This is a genomic window from Marinomonas dokdonensis (genome assembly GCF_052747885.1).
In genome coordinates, this window is the sequence record NZ_JBRAND010000006.1 from 95,774 (window position 1) to 115,803 (window position 20,030).

Annotated in this window: 14 protein-coding genes; 4 read left to right on the forward strand and 10 right to left on the reverse strand. The window is 47.3% G+C overall.

All coding sequences use genetic code 11. The annotated features are described in order from the left end of the window. Nucleotides 1-10 precede the first annotated feature (10 nt). Entirely contained in the window at nt 11-1,678 is a 1,668-nt protein-coding gene (gene betA, locus ACUM5Y_RS14415; RefSeq protein WP_445977588.1) for a choline dehydrogenase, read from the forward strand. Nucleotides 1,679-1,755: 77 nt separating this feature from the next. Here the strand turns inward: betA and ACUM5Y_RS14420 are convergent, their stop codons facing one another. Continuing rightward, complete coding sequence (locus tag ACUM5Y_RS14420) at nt 1,756-3,693, reverse strand: bifunctional 2',3'-cyclic-nucleotide 2'-phosphodiesterase/3'-nucleotidase (RefSeq protein ID WP_511008251.1); 1,938 nt, start codon at nt 3,691-3,693, stop codon at nt 1,756-1,758. Between the two features lie 153 nt (nt 3,694-3,846). After that, a complete protein-coding gene (locus ACUM5Y_RS14425; RefSeq protein WP_445977590.1) occupies nt 3,847-4,524 on the reverse strand; it encodes a zinc metallopeptidase in 678 nt (225 codons plus the stop codon). 94 nt (nt 4,525-4,618) lie between these two features. On the opposite strand from ACUM5Y_RS14425, the gene ACUM5Y_RS14430 reads away from it, so the two are divergent. Beyond that, the gene (locus ACUM5Y_RS14430; RefSeq protein ID WP_445977591.1) at nt 4,619-5,197 is read left to right on the forward strand and encodes a DNA-J related domain-containing protein; all 579 of its coding nucleotides are present in this window, start codon (nt 4,619-4,621) and stop codon (nt 5,195-5,197) included. Between the two features lie 95 nt (nt 5,198-5,292). Further along, on the forward strand, nt 5,293-6,453 hold the full coding sequence (gene mltA, locus ACUM5Y_RS14435; protein ID WP_445977592.1) for a murein transglycosylase A: 1,161 nt from the start codon (nt 5,293-5,295) through the stop codon (nt 6,451-6,453). Between the two features lie 42 nt (nt 6,454-6,495). Here mltA and ACUM5Y_RS14440 read toward each other — a convergent pair whose 3' ends face one another. The 6 genes from ACUM5Y_RS14440 to ACUM5Y_RS14465 form a co-directional block, all read right to left on the reverse strand. After that, complete coding sequence (locus ACUM5Y_RS14440; protein ID WP_445977593.1) at nt 6,496-7,509, reverse strand: energy transducer TonB; 1,014 nt, start codon at nt 7,507-7,509, stop codon at nt 6,496-6,498. Beyond that, complete coding sequence (locus ACUM5Y_RS14445; protein ID WP_445977594.1) at nt 7,506-7,937, reverse strand: ExbD/TolR family protein; 432 nt, start codon at nt 7,935-7,937, stop codon at nt 7,506-7,508. The genes ACUM5Y_RS14440 and ACUM5Y_RS14445 overlap by 4 nt, the downstream gene beginning before the upstream one ends. Further along, nucleotides 7,934-8,359, reverse strand: a complete 426-nt coding sequence (locus ACUM5Y_RS14450) for an ExbD/TolR family protein (RefSeq protein WP_445977595.1) — start codon at nt 8,357-8,359, stop codon at nt 7,934-7,936. Before ACUM5Y_RS14450 ends, ACUM5Y_RS14445 begins: the two co-directional genes overlap by 4 nt. After that, nucleotides 8,349-9,026: a MotA/TolQ/ExbB proton channel family protein gene (locus ACUM5Y_RS14455; RefSeq protein WP_445977596.1), complete on the reverse strand. Its 678-nt coding sequence runs from the start codon at nt 9,024-9,026 to the stop codon at nt 8,349-8,351. The genes ACUM5Y_RS14450 and ACUM5Y_RS14455 overlap by 11 nt, the downstream gene beginning before the upstream one ends. Before the next feature lie 132 nt (nt 9,027-9,158). Beyond that, nucleotides 9,159-10,493, reverse strand: coding sequence for an MATE family efflux transporter (locus tag ACUM5Y_RS14460; protein ID WP_445977597.1), 1,335 nt, complete (start codon nt 10,491-10,493; stop codon nt 9,159-9,161). A gap of 86 nt (nt 10,494-10,579) precedes the next feature. After that, entirely contained in the window at nt 10,580-11,827 is a 1,248-nt protein-coding gene (locus ACUM5Y_RS14465) for a multidrug effflux MFS transporter (protein WP_445977598.1), read from the reverse strand. Between the two features lie 183 nt (nt 11,828-12,010). Between ACUM5Y_RS14465 and ACUM5Y_RS14470 the strand changes: the two genes are divergently transcribed. Next, a complete protein-coding gene (locus tag ACUM5Y_RS14470; protein ID WP_445977599.1) occupies nt 12,011-13,591 on the forward strand; it encodes a cation:proton antiporter domain-containing protein in 1,581 nt (526 codons plus the stop codon). 69 nt (nt 13,592-13,660) lie between these two features. Here ACUM5Y_RS14470 and ACUM5Y_RS14475 read toward each other — a convergent pair whose 3' ends face one another. Both ACUM5Y_RS14475 and gltB read right to left on the reverse strand, forming a co-directional pair. Continuing rightward, the gene (locus tag ACUM5Y_RS14475; protein WP_445977600.1) at nt 13,661-15,082 is read right to left on the reverse strand and encodes a glutamate synthase small subunit GltD family protein; all 1,422 of its coding nucleotides are present in this window, start codon (nt 15,080-15,082) and stop codon (nt 13,661-13,663) included. A 105-nt stretch (nt 15,083-15,187) separates the two neighbouring features. Beyond that, nucleotides 15,188-19,639 (reverse strand): glutamate synthase large subunit, encoded by a 4,452-nt coding sequence (gltB, locus tag ACUM5Y_RS14480; protein ID WP_445977601.1) that lies wholly within the window; start codon nt 19,637-19,639, stop codon nt 15,188-15,190. Nucleotides 19,640-20,030: the final 391 nt, after the last annotated feature.

Here is a 20,030-nt window from a genome sequence, read left to right on the forward strand (position 1 = left end):
GGAGCAATGAATGACAACACAGACCTATGATTATGTCATTGTCGGGGCGGGCTCTGCAGGTTGCGTACTAGCGGATCGTTTAACTGAAAGTGGCGAGCACTCTGTACTACTGCTGGAAATGGGTGGCTCAGATAAAAGTGTATTTATTCAAATGCCCACCGCTTTGTCATACCCGATGAACACGGAAAAGTACGCTTGGCAATTCCACACGGAAAAAGAGCCAGGCTTAGACAATCGTGAAATGCACTGCCCTAGAGGCAAGGTGCTCGGTGGATCCTCGTCTATTAATGGCATGGTTTACGTTCGTGGTCATGCTTGCGATTTCGACCAATGGCAAGAAAATGGCGCCCAAGGTTGGGACTACCAAAGCTGTCTGCCCTATTTTAAAAAGGCAGAAAGCTGGAAAGGTGGAGAAGACACCTATCGTGGCGGCAATGGTCCTCTATCGACCAATAATGGCAACGATATGACGTATAACCCGCTTTACCAAGCCTTCATTGATGCGGGTGTCAAAGCCGGCTACCGCCAAACCGATGATTACAATGGCTATTGCCAAGAAGGTTTTGGCCCTATGCACATGACGGTCAAAGACGGTGTCCGTGCCTCGACTTCCAATGCCTATTTACGTCGTGCCTTAAAACGCCCTAACTTAACACTAAAAACAGGCGTTTTGACTCATAAGGTCTTACTCGAAGGCACTAAGGCTGTGGGCGTTGAGTTTAGCAAAAACGCACAAGTTCAAACTGTGTTGGCAAGCAAGGAAGTCATTTTAAGCGCAGGATCTGTGGGTTCACCACAGCTGCTACAGCTTTCTGGTATAGGTCCAAAAGCCGTTCTAGAGAAAGCCGGTGTGCCTTTAGTGGTTGACGCACCGGGCGTGGGTGAAAACCTGCAAGATCACCTTGAAGTCTATTTCCAGTACTTTTGTAAGCAACCGGTGACGCTGAACAGCAAGCTTGGTTTGGTCAGTAAAGGCTTGATTGGTGCCCGTTGGTTACTCTTCAAGAGCGGCTTGGGAGCAACCAATCACTTTGAGTCTTGTGGTTTTATTCGTTCACGTGCGGGCTTGAAATGGCCGAATATCCAGTACCATTTCTTGCCTGCCGCCATGCGCTACGATGGTCAAGCCGCAGTGGATGGCCATGGTTTTCAAGTTCATGTGGGGCCTAATAAACCAGAAAGCCGTGGTAAGTTATGGATTGAATCCGCGGACCCAGGAGCGAAACCACGCATCTTGTTTAACTACATTAGCACAGAGCAAGATAAGCAAGATTGGCGCGACACCATTCGCCTCACCCGAGAAATCCTGCAACAGTCTCCCTTGGATAACTATCGCGGCGAAGAGATTCAGCCGGGGTCTCAGGTTCAAACTGATGAAGAAATCGACCAGTGGGTGAAAGCCAATGTAGAAAGTGCTTACCACCCATCTTGTACCTGTAAGATGGGTGCTGACAACGATCCAATGGCAGTATTAGACAGTGCTTGCCAAGTGAGAGGCGTCAAGCAACTCAGAGTTGTCGATTCGTCGATTTTCCCAACCATCACCAATGGTAACTTAAATGCGCCAACCATTATGGTGGCGGAGAAAGCGGCGGATATTATTTTAGGCAAACCGGCGCTAGCGAGCGAAAATGCTCCCGTGTGGATTCACCCAGAATTCGACGCCCAGCAACGCTAACTGCCGCCTCAAAAACACCCAATAAAAAAGCGCCATGACTTACATCATGGCGCTTTTTTCGTCTAGCTTACTAAAGATTAACGTAACTCAAAAATCGCAAAACCTTTGTCGTCTAACGCTTTGTAAGTCATATTGCTAGGCGCTAGCTCTTTAGCATTAGGAGAGGAAGTAAATTGCACTTTGGCTTTACCAAAGCTTGCGAACTTCCAGTTGCCATCGGCTTCAGGGTTGATGGTTTTCTGGCTCAGAAGATAGTTCGCCACCACATCACGGTTTTTATCTGGGGCATCAATAACAATGGTATCACCGGATAAGTTCGGGAAATGGCCGCCCCCTGTAGCACGGTAGTTATTGGTAGCGACTAGGAATTCAGCTTCCTTATCCAAAGGCTTACCTTCAAAAGTCACCTTCTCAATGCGATGGGAGTCAGCATTGACCAAGTTACCTTCTAGATCATAACGCGCAGGATTGGTAACATTAATTTGATAATCGATACCATCAATCACATCAAAGTTATAGGTTGGGAAAGACGCATTCACCAAGTCCTGTGCTTGGCTAGAATTGCCATCAATCTGGTTAAACTGTCCAGCAGCCACTTCCAGCCATTCAATCACCTGTGCCCCAGTCAACTTCACAACTTTTAAATCGTTCGGGTAGATATACAAGTCGCTAACATTTTTCAGCGCAATATCACCCTTAGGGACATTGGTGTAATACTCAGGGCCACCCCGGCCACCCGCTTTGAAAGGCGCGCCCGCGGATAAAATAGGCATGCCTTCATAAGAAGTGCCACGAACAATGTTTTGCACATACCAAGTTTGCGCATTGTTCACGATCTGGATAGAAGGATCATCCTGAACCAGTGCAAAGAAGCTGTTAATGTCTGCGGTGGACTCACCCACTTTACGACGCATGTATTGCAAGGTGCCTTCATGCTCGGTTTCTACGGCATCATTGATGGCGGCATCCGCCTTCACCAACGGAATGGTTTTACGCCCTTCACGCTTGGCAATAGCACGCACAGAGGCTTTACCGTCGGCGACTTGCCAGCCTCCTTGTGGGCTTTCTTCTAGCACTAGATCAATCACCCCTAGGTGAGAGCCCCAAAAGCCCGGCATGGTTGCAAACTTACCGAACACTGTGCCTTTTTCGTTGTCCACGCCCGCCAGTCCATTCAAAGATTTATCCCCAGGGAAGACGCGATGGGAGTGGCCGAACAAGATGGCATCAATGCCATCCACTTTGGCGAGATGGTAAGTCGCGTTTTCTTCGCCCTTCATATAAGGGGAATTTTGCATACCACTGTGGGGAATGGCGATGATCACATCGGCCCCTTGGGCTTTCATTTCTGGCACATAGCGTTCAGCAGTTTCGATAATGTCTTTTGCCACCACTTTGCCCGTTAGGTTGTCTTTATCCCAAGTCATGATTTGTGGTGGAACAAAGCCGATATAACCAATTTTTACAGTTTGCGTATTGCCATCGGAATCGACAAACTGCTTGTCTTTAATCAGGTAAGGTTGGAAATAAGGTTGATCGTTTGAAGGGTCTTTATCGCCGTCGTCCAAATACACATTGGCGTTCACATAAGGGAAGTTTGCCCCACTTAGGCTTTTCATCAAAAAGTCTAAGCCATAGTTAAATTCATGGTTACCGATATTCCCCACATCATAATCTAATAGATTCATGGCTTTAAACGCTGGATGTGTTTCTCCGTAGCGTAGCACTCGACCTTTAGCGACGTAATCTCCTAGTGGCGTACCCTGTAGCAAATCACCATTATCCACTAGCACAGAGTTACTGACTTCGGCGCGAGCGGCCTTTATCAGTGTCGCGACTCGTGAAAGCCCCACTGCATCACTTTGCTTATCGCCGTAGTAGTCATAATCCACTAGGTTCATGTGAATATCTGTGGTTTCCATGACGCGTAAGTCAATGGTCGCGGCTTGAGCCAAGCTGCTTAGGGCCAAAGAAGAAGCTAAAACAGCAGCTCCTCTTAGAATAGAAGGGGTCATCATGTCTCTCCATACACTATGATTGATGTGGTCAATATTAATACTAACCAAAAGGTTAATATTCCATCATAAAACGAAATTGTTACAGTTTCATAGGCGTTCTGTAACAAATTCGTCATTTTGATGAATGGAGGTCGTGAATGGGCAAGAAGGTTAGCGTTTCAGCCAACGCCAGAAGAAGAGCAAGCGAACCAAGGCCGCCGCCACATAGGTCAAAGCGCAGGCCGTTAAAATACGTTTTATTTTTGGCAAATCCTGCTTAGGTACATATTCTCCTTGGGCAACAATCGGTAACGCTTTATTGAAACTGGCGTCCCACTCCTCTGGCAAGATAATAAGCTGTACCAGCACCGCCAAAAAGCCCGACAAGCCTACGACTAAAGCATGCAACGCCACCGCATAAGGTAAATGCAGCAACATGGAGATCAGTGGCCAGCCAATCAATAATGCCCCGGTAAGTTTCGCTATGATCATCAATAAGGGTCGATAACGACGACTCAACTTGGCGATGCTTTCATTTCTTTCATGGGCCAAGGCATGGCCGACTTCGTGACTGGCCACCGCCACGGCAGTAAGAGAGTGTCCGTTGAATACACTTGGGCTGAGACGCACCGCATGGGCCTGAAAGTCAAAGTGGTCACGCCCTTCTTGGGTGGTCTCCACACTCACTTGATCTAATTCGAAGCGCTTGATCAAATGCTGCGCCAACTCCCCGCCTGTACCCGGTAAATCGTCTCTGTGGCCAGCATAGCGCTTCAGGGTATATTTCACCCATAACGTCGGCGCGACAATCAGCAGTACCAACACTATGATGAGGACTATCCACAACATATCTCTTCCTCTAACTAAAATCAGCGACCATGGATTTGGTGATCAAAATCCAAATCGCTTACACTGGTTTAAATATTCGCATTTAAGGCACCAAATGAGAAACCCTTTAGTCGCATCAATACTCACCCTACTGAAAGCCCATCCTGATGGCATCAGTGAGTTTGATATTCTCAAAACCTTAAAGCAGCAGCACCCCACCTTTAATGAACTGGCCGACGATGCCAATCTACAGCTCTTTCGCCAACATTTCTTGATCATGAACGCGTTATATCAGCTACAAGGTCGCTTATGGCGCGAAGATAACCTAGTCCTTGAAATCAGTTCTTTAAAAATTAAGCTGACGAGTAAAAGCGTGATACCCAAGGCGCAGCTGCAAGAATTAGACAACAGTGCAGATGTAAAGCTTGCTGCTTATTATCTGGACTGGCAGGAGTATCAAAAAACCGATGAGGCAGAAGTATCACGATTATTGGAAAGCTTCTATCTTGGCACTTGCTATCAAACTGGCCGGCAAGAGGCCCTTAAAACCCTCGCCATCGACCACGAGAATCCCAGCAAAGTCGAAATAAAACAGCACTATCGCAAACTGGTACAAAAGCATCACCCAGACTTAGGAGGTGACCCTGAAACCTTCATTGCCCTACGCCAAGCCTACGAGCAATTGATGCTGTAAAGTCGCTTGATTTAGGGGGTATTAATCGGCAAGCTGACGACTCACTTTTTTATTTTTTGTTGTTTTTTATCGATTTTTAAACTGGGTTTGTTGTTATGACACACAGATTTTCACCTTCTTTTTCTTTACTCAACAGCCGGCCTTGGCTACATGGTTTAAGCCTAGCGGCTTTATTAGTATTAAGCGCCTGCAGTCAGCGTGAAATTGACGCCTCGAATGATTTTGAGAACAACGGCCGTGATACCCAAGCCCTTAAACGTGACACCTTGTATTTGAAAGAAAGCCTGCCGCCAGGCTTACCAGTTCCAGATGATGTGTTTAAAGATGGTCTCGCCCAGCAAGTAAAGTATTTAAATAAGCTCAGCGAGCGAGAGTACCAGTTGGGCAACCTTACTGTGAGCCTAGAGGACTTACTGGCCAGCACCCAAGCATTGCAAGATTGGTTAGATAACCCTGCCACACAGCCTAACCTCACGGCTTATCAACTGGCTGGGCAAGACCAGCGCGGCAATGTGCAGATCACTGGCTACTATGTACCTGTGCTGTCAGTACGCCACCAAGCAGATGAAACATTCAAATACCCCCTGTACCGAAAGCCCAGTCAGCGCAAGCCTGACGGCACTTTCCCAAGCCGTGAAGAGATTGATTTTGAAGGGGCGTTAGATGGTCAAGGGTTAGAAATCGCCTATACCGCAGATTTGGTCGACAACTTCTTTTTGCACGTGCAAGGCTCTGGGGTAGTGGAATACGAAAACGGCGAACAGCAGTTACTGTCTTGGGGGGGCGTTAATGGTCATGCCTATCGCAGTCTGGGCAAAGAATTGATTGAACGGGGCGAAATTGCTCGTGAAGACATTTCGGCGCAAAGCATCCGCCAATGGTTAGCAGACCACCCGGAGCGTAACCGAGAGATCCTCTCAACCAACCCAAGTTATTTGTTTTTTAGTGAAGGGCTGACTCGTCCTGTAGGCGCTGCCAATGTGCCGTTAACCCCTTTGTATTCGGCGGCGGTGGATCCTAGTGTCATTCCGCTTGGTTCTGTTTTGCTCGCGCAAGTGCCTAAGCTAGACCTGCAAGGACAACTTATCGGACACAGCTTTCAGCTACTACTTGCCCAAGACAAAGGCGGTGCCATTAAAGGAGCGGGGCATATTGATTGGTATCAAGGGGTAGGTGAAGATGCCCACTTTCACGCAGGCCAATTGAAGCACTTTGGTAAAGTCTGGTTATTGCTTCCTAGCAAAGAGGCCCCTTAACAGCGGCCATGACTTTGCTAGGCGAGCGGTTGGTTTTGCCGATTAGTTAAGCTTAAAACTGATCGGCAAAACAATGCTTAGATCGGCCATATCCATATCTGGCGGGAACTTAGGCAAGGGAGTCGCACGTTTGATCATGTCCAATACGGCATTATCAAGTCGTTTGTAACCTGAGCTCTCGCGTATTTCCACATCCGATACTTGTCCATCACGGTTCACCACAAACGCCAGTGTTACCACACCCTCTTCATTACGACGACGGGACGCCCGTGGGTAACGTTTATTTTGCGCTAGCACTGCCGCAAGCTTGGTAAAGTAATCCGTTTTAGCGCCTTCATTACCACCACTGGTGCTGGCATTGGAGGTTCCTGTGGAAGCTTTTTGAGTCGCTTGCGCAGCTTCTTGGGGCTTCTCTTGCACAGGTGGCTGAACAGGTGCCTCGACTTTTTCAACCGGCTCAGGGGCTGGTTCTTGGACAACTACTGGCTGAGGTTTTGGTTTTGGTTCTGGCTCTGGCTCTGGCTCTGGTTCTGGCTCTGGTTCTGGCTCTGGTTCTGGTTCTGGCTCTGGTTCTGGTTCTGGTTCTGGTTCTGGTTCTGGTTCTGGCGGAATAATAACCTCTGGTTTTTCAATCACTACCGGAGATTCTTGTTTCACCTCAACAGGTTCAGGCTCAATGACTGGTTCAGGCTCAATGACTGGTTCTGGTTCTACTATCGGCTCTGGTTCTACGATTGGCTCTGGCTCTACGATCGTCTCTGGCTCTACAATCGGTTCAGGCTCTACGACCGGTTCTGGCTCTACGATCGGCTCTGGTTCTACGATCGGTTCTGGCTCTTCCACCTCAACAGGTTCTTCAACCACCACTTCCTCTTGGGCTGCGCTGGTTTCTGCCTCGGTTCCCATATCGCCTAGCATACCAAGATCAAACTCAATACCCTGTTGGCCCGCAGCTTGTCCACCTTCGGCTTCTTCATTGAAGACCAAGTAAAAAGCCACACCATGCACAGATACTGCCAGTGCAGATGCCAACAACCAATGATGTGTTTTTATCATGGTTGCTCTCTCTCCAACTGAGTGGCCAAGCTCACTTTAACCAAGCCTGCCAAGCGTATCTGATTAAAGATAGGTCTAAGCTGATCAATGGCGATGCCACCATCCGCTTTCACCTGCACCCAATAATCGGCTTGGTTTTCCGCAGCGCTAAATGAGGTTTCTAGCAAGCTTTGAATGTCTTCCATTACAACTGGCTGATCATCCAAATACAGCTCGTCATTGCTCACCACAATCACTGCATTGGGCTCACTGTTTGCACGGGTATCATTAATAGAAGTAGGAGGAATAACGGCCACCGGATCGGCTTTTTTGATTTGACCGGCCACCATAAAGAAGACCAACATCAAAAATACCACGTTGATCAGTGGCACCATGTTATCGTCATTGTCACTGGCGTTACGTGCAGCAAATTTTGCAGCTAATTTCATGGGGTCTCCGGCATATCAAAAGCGTCTGCAATCGAAACGGTCTCAGCACCATGTAGTTTTAGGGTATCCGCAAGCTTCAATAAACTCTGCAAAGTCACTCCCGACTCTGCTTTCACCACAAATACTGCATCACTGCTTTCACTTACCAAGGTTTCAAATGCCTGACGATCTGACAATCTAATGGCGATGTCGTCCTGCCAAACCTGACCATCATTTTGTTGTAGGGTCAGGGTAATGATTTCTTGCTCTTCTTGATCTTGCTCTTGTGGTGGCGTATGCACCGCCAAGGGCGTATCTAGGATACGCCAAGGCACAAAGCTGGACGTTAGCATGAAAAATAACAGGAGAATAAAAACCACATCAATCAAAGGCGTTAAGCTAATCGCTTGCTTACGCTTTGGTTGTTCCAGGTTAAGCGGCATGCAAGACCTCTTTTTGAGCCTCATCCTTGAGCGCTTCAACAGATTGAGCCGTAAAAACCTGAGTCACTGCGTCATTCATATTATGGGCAATACGCTCAACTTTACGTTCTAGCCAGCTGTGTAAACTTACAACTGGAATAGCAACGGCCAAACCTACAGCCGTGGTCAACAAGGCTTGCCAGATACCACCAGACAATACCGATGGGTCAACTTGACTGCCCGCACCTTCCATTTGCTGGAATGCGGTAATCATACCCAAAACAGTACCAAGCAGACCGAGTAATGGGCTGAGTGTCGCAATGATTTCGAGAGGTCGAAGGTAAGCTCGCAGTTGTCCAAGTAAGTTCATGGCACGACGCTCAACTTCTTCACGGATCAGGTCAACATGGAGACGGTTAGCCGTAATGCTTTCCATGCTAAATGCCACCAAAGCATCAATAGGACGCTTTTGCTGCAAAGTCTCTAGAGCCTTATCTTTGTCGCCAGCGCGCCATAGCGCCAAAGCTTGATTTGACGTTTTTAAACTTTCTGCTCGTAGGGAAGAGAACTGCCAAAGTTTTAATAGCACAATGGTTAACGCGACAACGGAAAAGACCATCAGTATCCATACCACAGGACCACCAACTTGCAAGAAGTCAATAATCTGTTGTTTTACTAAGTCGTCCACAAAAGTCTCCATACAGGGTTAATATTCTTTAATGATATTCATTATCACCTGTATTTTCAACTCTTGTCGCGTCCACACGCCAATAATTTACGGTCTCTTAATGCTTTTAGTGGTCTATGCCAAATCTTCTGCTTAATTCGCTTGAGTTTCGGCCTCAACACGTCGTAATGCTTTTTGACAAACCACCCAAGCACATAAACCTGCCAGCAGATTACCCACCAAAACGCCCACAAAAACACCTTGTAGTCCGCCAATTTCTGACCCCAGCCAGATACAGGGTAAAAAGAAGGCGAACAGGCGCAGGGCCGAAATGGTTAAGGCCGTATAGGAGCGCCCTATAGCATTAGAAACGGACACCATCACCATACACAACCCCAACGCCCCTAAACTGATTGGCACTAGCATAAGATGCCAACTCAGAATGTTTGCTACGCTTTCTTCCCCAGACAATAGCTGAGCGAGAGATGATGCTCCCATGAAAGCCAACACAGCTATCACCAATTGAGAAAGGATCACGAAGCGACTCGCAATACTAATCAATTGGCGCACCTCGACCAATTTCTTCGCCCCCAACAAGCGACCAATCATCGGAGGCATAGACATGGTGAGCGCCAACACAGGCACAATAACAAAGAACTCAAACCGTGAACCTAATGCCCATGCCGCCACCGCCGCAGTACCAAAACCTGCAATGAGTTTGGTGGCCAGCATAGAGGAGATAGGCGGTAACAGCTGGCTGATCATCGCAGGGCCCATAATATGAGCGATTTCCAATACGCTTTTATAAACATTGAGGTCATTCCAATCTAAACTCAGCCAATGGTTTTTCATGACCTTAGGAGTGACCACTAACAAACCTATACCAAACGCCACAATCGTCGCCATAGCGGCCCCTTCCAGCCCAAGGCCAAAGGTAAAAATAAACAAGGGGTCTAGCAGCATATTGAGCACACTGGTAAAAATCATCATCAAGCCTGGCAACATGGTGTTGCCGTTGGCACGACACAAGCTGTAATAGAAATACAACACAGCGCCAACCCAAGCGCTTATTAGCCAGTAAGGCCAATAAGCATCAATAGAGGCATAAACATCCTCTGGGGCGCTTAACAGGGCTAACAACAGGTAGCGAAAAAGCCACAGCAGCAAACAGATAATGGCAATACCAACACTGCCAATGATGATAACCAAACCACCTAACTGTTTGGCGTAGCGAACTCTTTCTGCGCCGAGTGCGCGAGCGATAATTGCCGTGGTGGCAATGCCTAAACCCACTTGGATACCAATAATGATCATCTGGATAGGCAGTGTAAAACCTTGTGCGGCAAGGGGCAGAACCCCTAATTGGCCGATGAAAGCACTGTCTACCAATTGGAAGCTCATCATAGATAAGATGCCAAAGAGCATAGGCCAGGTCATGTCAAAAAGTTGTTTGCCTAAAGAAGGGGCAGCGGATGTTTGGGTTGGCATATCATTCTCGGATGCGGATAACAATTGGCAGCTATTCTACCGCACTTTTACCACTATCTGATGACAGCCATGACTTTATCTTTGCCTCATTTGTTATCGCTCGGTGTTTGCTCATCATGTTGATAATGACGAGCATAACGCAGCAAAAGGTAACCTAAACCCGAGAAGATCAAAAAGCCGAAAGCTAAAGGGGTGACGGTGAAGTGATAAAATTGCCCCATCAAGGTCGCTGCCACAATGGCGACTAAACTCGAAGCAGACGAAATCATTGCGGCAGCTAAGCCGGCCACCTTACCTAGAGGCTCCATGGCTAAGGCATTGATGTTACCAAACACCATCCCCAAACAAGCGAACATAGCAATCCCCAACATCATAAACAGCCAAAATGGCGGCACTCCTGAATACCACATGGACAGCACACTCAGCAATCCAGCCGTGCTAAACATGAGTATGAGCGCAAAAGCCACGCAGGGCTTCATCCCGACTCGTTGGACGATGCGAGCATTCAGTAGGTTCGCTAAACCAGAGCCAGATGCCACCATGGCGAAATAAAGTGGGAAATTATCCCCAAGCTGGTAAACATCCTGAAAGATGGATTGGGCGATACTTAAATACAGCATCAAACCACCAAAAATAAGCCCAGCAATTCCTGTGTAAGCAACCACATCTTTCCGAGAGAGAATAAACTTGGCGCTATTTATCAACCGCGAAACTTCTAGAGGCAAACGTCTATCTTTGGGCAGGGTCTCTTCTTGTCGGAAAATCAGCCAAAGGGAGGCAATTAAAGCCTGTATCATCAAGGCAGCAAAGATCCAACGCCAATGGCCGAGCTGCATGATGAGTTGCCCAAAGGCAGGTGCCAGCATAGGCACAAGGATAAAAATCACCATCACATAAGACATGATGCGCGCCATGGCAGAACCTTGGTAGAGATCCCGAATCAATGCCCGGGAAGCGATTTTTGGCCCGGCCACACCAAAGCCTTGCACAACCCGCCCCGCAAGAAGCATCCACAATGAATCAGCACACAGGGCCATAATGGTGCCGACCAGATAAATGCCCACACCGAGCAAAATACTGCTTTTACGCCCTATGGCATCCGATAAAGGGCCAAAAATAATTTCCCCAAACATCATGCCGAAGATGAGCGCAGAGATAATCCATTGAGTATGTTGATAATCTTGGATATTCAGATCACGGCTGATATCAGGAAAAGCGGGTAACATGGCGTCAATACTGAGGGCCGTCAGTGAGGTTAAAATGGCAAAAAGTACAATAAATTCCTTTTCTGGCAGCTGTTTTTTTGCTTCGAAAAACTTTCCAAATATAGCCACTTCATCATCCTTACTGCTGGTCTCAATTAACCTGCTACCTTACTATAAAAAGTCCTTGTGCCGTTACCCACAACACAGATAAATTAACCCCTGATATAAATCATCTTTCAGCTACTGCGTTTTTGGCATGATTTTCGTACCATTGAAAAACGTCATTTCCCTATCCATTATTAGAAGGTCTTCATGGAATTTATTTGGCTCTTGTTTGCTTTTGTTTGCGGCTTAGCCGTCAAAATGATCAATTTGCCCCCTTTGATCGGTTTCCTGTTAGCCGGTTTTCTCCTCAATTTTCTTGGTTTCGAAGCCAGTAGCACCTTAGATTCGCTCGCGAACATTGGTATCACCCTGATGCTGTTTAGCATTGGTTTAAAACTGCACGTACAAGACTTGCTGAAACGGGAAGTTTGGGCCTCTACGCTTTCCCATATGGGGGTCTGGAGCATTACCTTTGCGGGTATTGCCATGTTGCTTACCATCTTGAGTCTGCCCTACTTTGGCGTGTTAGAGTTCAGCACCGCAGCCCTTATAGGCTTTGCCCTAAGCTTCTCCAGCACCGTTTGTGTGATGAAGCTATTGGAAGAAACTGGGGAGCTAAAAACGCGTCATGGTCAGCTTTCTCTTGGTGTTTTGGTCATGCAAGACATAGTGGCGGTGATCTTCTTGGTTGCTGCGACAGGTAACATCCCTTCCATTTGGGCGATTGGTTTGTTTGGCTTGCTCTTGCTACGCCCCATCATTAACCGCATTGTTGACCAAGCGGGGCACGGTGAAATGCTCCCTCTAACCGGCTTATTCTTAGCACTAGGGGGCTATGAGCTCTTCTACTTGGTTGGGGTAAAAGGTGATTTAGGGGCACTCATTTTCGGTATTTTGCTGGCCTCTCATCCGAAAGCGACGGAAATGAATAAGTCATTGATGAACTTCAAAGATTTGTTCTTGATTGGCTTCTTCTTATCCATCGGCTTCACGGCCCTTCCAAGCCTCGACATGATACTGATGAGCTTGCTGATCACTCTCGTTATGCTGATCAAGTTTGTGCTCTTCTTCGTACTGTTTTCCAAACTCCAGTTGCGCAGTCGTACTTCGTTCTTGTCGTCGCTGATTTTGTCCAACTACAGCGAGTTTGGCTTGATCGTCGTGGCGTTAAGTGTCGCTAACGGTTGGTTAAATAAAGAGTGGTTGGTGATTCTGGCTCTCGCTGTGTCTTTCTCTTTTGTGATTACCAGCTTGATATATCGCAATGCACACCGTTTATATCGAAGAAACAAAGAAGCCTTGCGCCGCTTTGAAACACCTAAGTGTCTACCAGAAGATATCTTTGTGCAGCCGCCTAACGCTGAGATACTTGTGGTGGGTCTAGGTCGAGTTGGTCGTGGTGCGTTTGAATCCCTAAACTGCCTTGCAGAGGGTACCGTGGCAGGCATGGATGCGGATAAGAACCGTATTCAGACCATGAAAGAGGCTCAGCAAAATGTCTTTTATGGTGATGGTGAAGATGCCGACTTATGGGAGAGACTGGATACCAGTGGTATGCGACTTATATTGTTAGCCCTGCCTATTGCAGAAGACAGTACCAACATTGCTATACAGCTGCGTAAAGCTAACTACCAAGGGCACATTGCCGCGATTGCTCGCTACCAAGATGAGCGCGAAGAACTGCTCGCTTCCGGCATAGATAATGTCTTTAACTTCTACACTGAGGCTGGTATGGGCTTCGCGGAAGAAAGTTTGGCTTTGATCCACCCAACCGCTAAAGCCGAATAGGTTACATTAGCACCATAAAAAAACGGGCATCAGATCACTGATGCCCGTTTTTTGTTGTACTTACTCAGTTTATACGTCGAGGAAGTCCATAATGCCTTCAGCGGCTTTACGGCCTTCGTCAATGGCCGTAACCACCAAGTCAGAACCACGTACCATATCACCACCAGCAAAGATTTTTTCATTGGTCGTTTGGAACATAAACTTACCCTTGCTTGGGGCGATCACTCGACCGCGAGCATCGGTTTCGATACCAAACTTCTCAAACCAAGGCGCTGGGCTGGCTTGGAAACCAAAGGCAACCAAGATAGCGTCCGCAGGAATCACTTGTTCACTACCTTCAATGACCTCAGCACTACGACGGCCATTTTCGTCTGGCTCGCCCATTTGTGTCTCAACCACTTTAATGCCTTCAACCTTGCCATCACCAATGATTTCTACAGGCTGGCGGTTGAATAGGAATTGCACGCCTTCTTCGCGAGCATTTTTGACTTCTTTACGAGAACCCGGCATGTTTTCTTGGTCACGACGGTAAGCACAAGATACGCTTTTCGCGCCCTGGCGAATGGCAGTACGGTTACAGTCCATGGCCGTATCACCACCACCAAGTACCACAACTTTTTTGCCTTTAAGGTTAATGTAGTCTGCTTCGTCTTCTTCGAAGTCTAGGCAGTGGTTCACATTCGAAATCAAGTAATCCAGTGCGTCGTGTACCCCTGGTAAATCTTCGCCCGGGAAACCGCCCTTCATGTACTTGTAAGTTCCCATACCAAGGAAAACAGCATCGTACTCTTCTAGCACATGCTCAAATGGGACGTCTTCACCGACAGATGTACCCAATACGAATTCAACACCCATTTCTTCAAAGATTTCACGGCGACGAGTCATCACGCTCTTTTCAAGTTTAAATTCTGGAATACCAAAGGTTAGCAAGCCACCTATCTCTGGGTATTTATCAAATACCACAGGCTTAACACCGTTGCGCACAAGAATATCGGCACACGCTAAGCCCGCAGGCCCTGCACCCACTATGGCAACGGTTTTGTTCGCCGGCACAACATTGCTCATATCTGGACGCCAGCCTAAAGCAAAGGCAGTATCCGTGATGTATTTTTCAACAGAGCCAATCGTCACGGCACCAAAGCCACCTTCGCCAAGGGTACAGGCTCCTTCACAAAGACGGTCTTGTGGACAAACACGGCCACAAACTTCTGGTAGTGAGTTGGTTTGATGGCTTAGCTCAGCAGCTTCTAAGATGCTGCCTTCGCTGACCAGTTTCAACCAGTTTGGAATGTAGTTGTGCACTGGGCACTTCCACTCACAATAAGGGTTACCACACTCTAAACAACGGTGTGCTTGGTCTTTCGCCCCTTCTTCTTCAAAGGGCTTATAAATTTCGACGAACTGCGCCTTACGAGTAATTAAAGGCTTCTTTTTCGGGTCTTTACGATCCACTTCGACGAACTGAAATGCATTGTTCAAGCGCTCAGACATAAGCTGCTATCTCCTGTGGCCACTCTCAACGAGCGGCACTCTCTCTCAAATGGGTCAAACTGTTTTGTTCACAATGCCTGCATTCAGGCATTGTGATCGCGTGTTTTATTCTGGACGTTGACGCGTGCTTGCTAATAGCGCGCCAAGACTCGCGGCTTTTGGTTTCACTAGCCAGAATTTACCAATGTAGTCATAGAAATTTTCTAGGATTTCATGGCCCCATGCGCTGTCAGTTTCACGAACATATTCTTCGATCACAGAACGAAGATGTGAACGATACTCTTCGGTTAACTCGGTACCGATACGGTGAATTTCGACCAACTCGTGATTGTATTTGTCCACGAAGGTACGATCCAAATCCAGTACGTAGGCGAAACCACCTGTCATACCTGCACCAAAGTTATAACCTGTATTACCCAGTACCGTTACCATACCGCCTGTCATATATTCACAACAGTGGTCGCCAGCACCTTCGATGACAGTGTGAGTACCTGAGTTACGCACTGCAAAACGTTCACCTGCTGTACCCGCTGCAAACAATTTACCGCCTGTGGCACCGTACAAACAGGTGTTACCGATAATTGCTGAGTCTTGAGACTCAAACACTGAACCCTGTGGTGGGCGCACAACCAGCTTACCGCCAGTCATACCTTTACCTACGTAATCGTTGGCATCACCTTCTAGGTACATGTTCAAGCCACCAGCGTTCCAAACACCAAAACTCTGACCTGCTGTACCTTTTAGACGTAGTGTCAAAGGTGCATCTGTCATGCCTTGGTTGCCGTAACGTTTAGCGATCTCACCAGACAGACGAGCACCGATCGAACGGTCACAGTTGGTCACATCGAAAGCAAACTCGCCGCCTTCTTTTTCTTCTATTACGTCTTTCACCGTGTCCCACATTTTCAGCGCCAATAGGCCTTTATCGTGTGGTGGGTTGAATGGCGCTTCACAATATTGAGGCTTGTCCGCAGGGATCAAATCATTGTTCAAAATTGGTGATAGATCCAAGTTCTTCTGCTTCTCAGTTTCCCCTGGTAGCAACGCCAATAGATCTGTACGGCCAATCAGGTCACGTAGACTTGCAACACCCAATTTCGCCAACCATAGGCGCGTGTCTTCAGCCATAAAGCGGAAGAAGTTTTTGATCATCTCTACCGTACCGATGAAGTGCTCATCACGTAGATGCTGATCTTGAGTCGCCACCCCTGTCGCACAGTTGTTCAAGTGACAGATACGTAGGAATTTACAACCCATAGCAACCATTGGTGTGGTACCAAAACCGAAGCTTTCTGCCCCCAAGATAGCCGCTTTGACAACGTCTAGACCTGTTTTTAAACCACCGTCGGTTTGCAAACGTATCTTACCGCGCAAGTCGTTAGAACGAAGGGCTTGTTGAGCTTCCGCTAAGCCTAGCTCCCATGGAGAACCCGCATGGCGAATAGACGTTAGTGGTGATGCTGCTGTACCACCGTCGTAACCGGAAATTGTGATCAAGTCGGCATAGGCTTTCGCAACACCGGCGGCGATGGTACCGACACCTGGCTCAGAAACCAGTTTCACCGATACTAGAGCTTCTGGGTTTACTTGCTTCAAGTCAAAGATCAGCTGCGCCAAATCCTCGATAGAGTAAATATCGTGGTGTGGCGGAGGAGAGATCAAGGTTACGCCAGGTACGGCGTAACGTAAACGTGCGATCAAACCGTTCACTTTACCACCTGGAAGCTGTCCACCTTCACCCGGTTTCGCACCTTGTGCGACCTTGATCTGAAGTACTTCAGCATTCACTAGGTATTCAGGTGTTACCCCGAAACGGCCCGAAGCGATCTGCTTAATCTTAGAACGACGCTCAGTACCATGACGAGCTGGGTCTTCACCACCCTCACCAGAGTTAGAACGACAGCCTAATTCATTCATCGCTTGTGCTAAGGCTTCATGGGCTTCTGGAGACAAGGCCCCCAATGACATACCAGCAGAGTCAAAACGTGGCAAAATTTCGTCGATGCTTTCAACGTCTTCTAGCGGAATTGCTTTGGCTTTGTCAGACAAGGTAAACAAGTCACGCAACATAGACGCAGGACGGTTATTTACCAGTTCTGTGTACTTAGTGAAGTCTTCAAAACGACCACTGCCCACCGCAGTTTGTAGATTACGTACCACATCTGGGTTGAAAGCATGGTATTCCGCATCATGGACATATTTTAGGTAGCCACCTTGCTGGATTGGCTTACGCAACTTCCAAGCGTTGTTGGCAATAGAAGCTTGCTCACGCTGGAAGTCCATGAAGGTTGCCCCTTCAATACGGCTCGATACGCCTTTGAAACATAGATCGATAACACTGCTAGATAGACCCACGGCTTCAAATAACTGAGCACCACGGTAAGACGCCATGGTAGAAATACCCATTTTCGACAGAATCTTCATCAAGCCTTTGTTAATACCCTTACGGTATTTCACGTGGCAAGAGATTGGGTCGCCCAGCACTTCGCCCTTCTCAATCATGTCATTGATTAGACGGTAAGATAAGTATGGGTAAACCGCTGTCGCACCAAAGCCTAGTAGTACGGCAAATTGATGAGGGTCACGAGCAAAGCCTGTGTCAGCAACAATGTTAGAGTCACAACGCAAGCCCACTTTCGTTAAGTGGTGATGCACTGCCCCCACGGCCATTGGTGCTGGAATTGGCAAGCTGCCTTTCACAAGGTCACGGTCGGTCAACACTAGAATAACCGCACCATTACGAACTTCTTGTTCTGCTTTGACTTGTAGGTCACGTACCGCTTGCTCTAGAGAGGTTTGCGCTGGATCATAGTTAGTGTCCAAACGAACCAAACGGAACCTGTGGTCGTCCATCGCCAACATGCGGCTGAACTTACGTGGCGACAACAAAGGTGACGACAAGATAATACGGTTAGCGTGTTTTGGCGTTTCTTCGAACAGGTTACGTTCTACACCAATACAGGTTTCCAACGACATCACGATGGACTCACGTAGTGGATCTATCGGTGGGTTGGTAACCTGAGCAAATTTTTGACGGAAGTAATCACTGACCGGACGAGTCTGGCTCGACATCACTGCCATAGGCGTGTCATCACCCATGGAGCCTACGCCTTCATGACCGCTTTCTGCCAATGGACGGAAAATCTGATCACGCTCTTCAAAAGAAACTTGGAACATCTTTTGGTAAGTCAGCATTTCTTCTTTGCTGAAGTGATCGAACTCTTGAGACGACTCTGTCAGCATGGTTTCAACGCGAATCGCTTCTTGTTTCAACCATTTTTTATACGGATGCAAAGATTTCAGATGATTGTCGATATCATCCGTGTGTAAGATCTTGCCATTTTGAGTATCAACCACCAGCATTTGGCCAGGTCCTACACGACCTTTCGCAACGACATCAGAGTCTTTGTAGCCGTAAGTACCGATTTCAGACGCTAGGGTGATAAAACCATTTTTCGTAACGACCCAACGAGATGGACGCAAGCCGTTACGGTCAAGCATACAAATCGCATGGCGGCCATCGGTCATTACAAGACCGGCTGGACCATCCCATGGTTCCATGTGCATAGAGTTGTATTCGTAGAATGCACGCAGCTCTGGGTCCATATTCTCAACGTTTTGCCACGCTGGTGGAATGATCAAGCGTGCTGCACGGAAAATATCCATACCACCCGTTACCAAGACTTCTAACATGTTATCCATAGAAGAAGAGTCGGAACCGGTTAGGTTAACCAAAGGCTGAAGGTCTTGTAGCTCAGGGATCAATGGTGAACGCAGTTTGTTCGCGCGCGCCAGAGCCCAGTTACGGTTACCTTCGATGGTGTTGATCTCACCATTGTGGGCCAACATGCGGAAAGGCTGAGCCAATGGCCATCTTGGTAGTGTGTTGGTTGAGAAGCGCTGGTGGAAAACACAAATCGCAGTTTTCAGCTTGTCATTGCCAAGGTCTTTGTAAAAAGAAGGCAGATCCACTGGCATCATTAGGCCTTTATAAGACAATACTTTGTCAGATAAAGAACAAACGTAGAAGTTTTCATATTGAGCTAAGGCCAGCTCAGTTTGACGACGAGCCACAAACAGACGTGTCGCAAAGGTACGAGCGTCCATACGATTACTGTCGATAAACACTTGTTCAATGCGTGGTAAACACTCTTCCGCAATACGACCCAAGCAAGAAGCGTCCGTTGGCACTTCACGCCAACCCACTACATTCACTTCTTGATCTTCAAGTTGCTTTGTTAAGGTCGCTCTTTGTTCAGCGGCCAAGTCTTCATCTTGATCTAAGAAGATCATGCCGATGCCGTATAAATCCGACAAAGTATGATTAAACAAGGACATTGCTTCCGCACGTAAAAATGCATCTGGTTTTTGGATTAGAAGACCACAACCATCGCCAGTTTTACCGTCAGCTGCGATGCCGCCACGGTGTGTCATACATGTCAAAGATTCAATAGCGGTTTTCAGTAGCTCGTGACTGGCACTACCTTCCATATGGGCGATTAAGCCGAAACCACAGTTGTCTTTGAATTCGCCAGGGCGATAAAGGCCTGCATTCATACACCAACTCCCACAGTTAGTTAAAACATAAAAAATAGAAAAATTAGAATTTTGTTATTTGAAGGCGTGTGCTTTAAAAATTGGCATTGTTTGATAATGATTACTAAATAGCAAAAAACAGCCATCAAATCGGATCGACATACTACCCCGCGGTCGCGTGCTACTCAAACGAGCCCACCCTAGTTTTCTGTTATTTAGGGGTGTTTTATCGGGGTTTTAGTGGCTTAAAGGGTTAAGGGAGAGAATTTTCTATGGCTGGAGTTTTTTCCAACAGAAAATTCCACTGTTCCTGCATGTTTTTCAGAGAAATATGGTTTTTTTTACTAAATTACGACTTTTTTTATAGAAAAGCATAATTTCATCGCAGATTTCAGGGGAATTCACCCCCTGA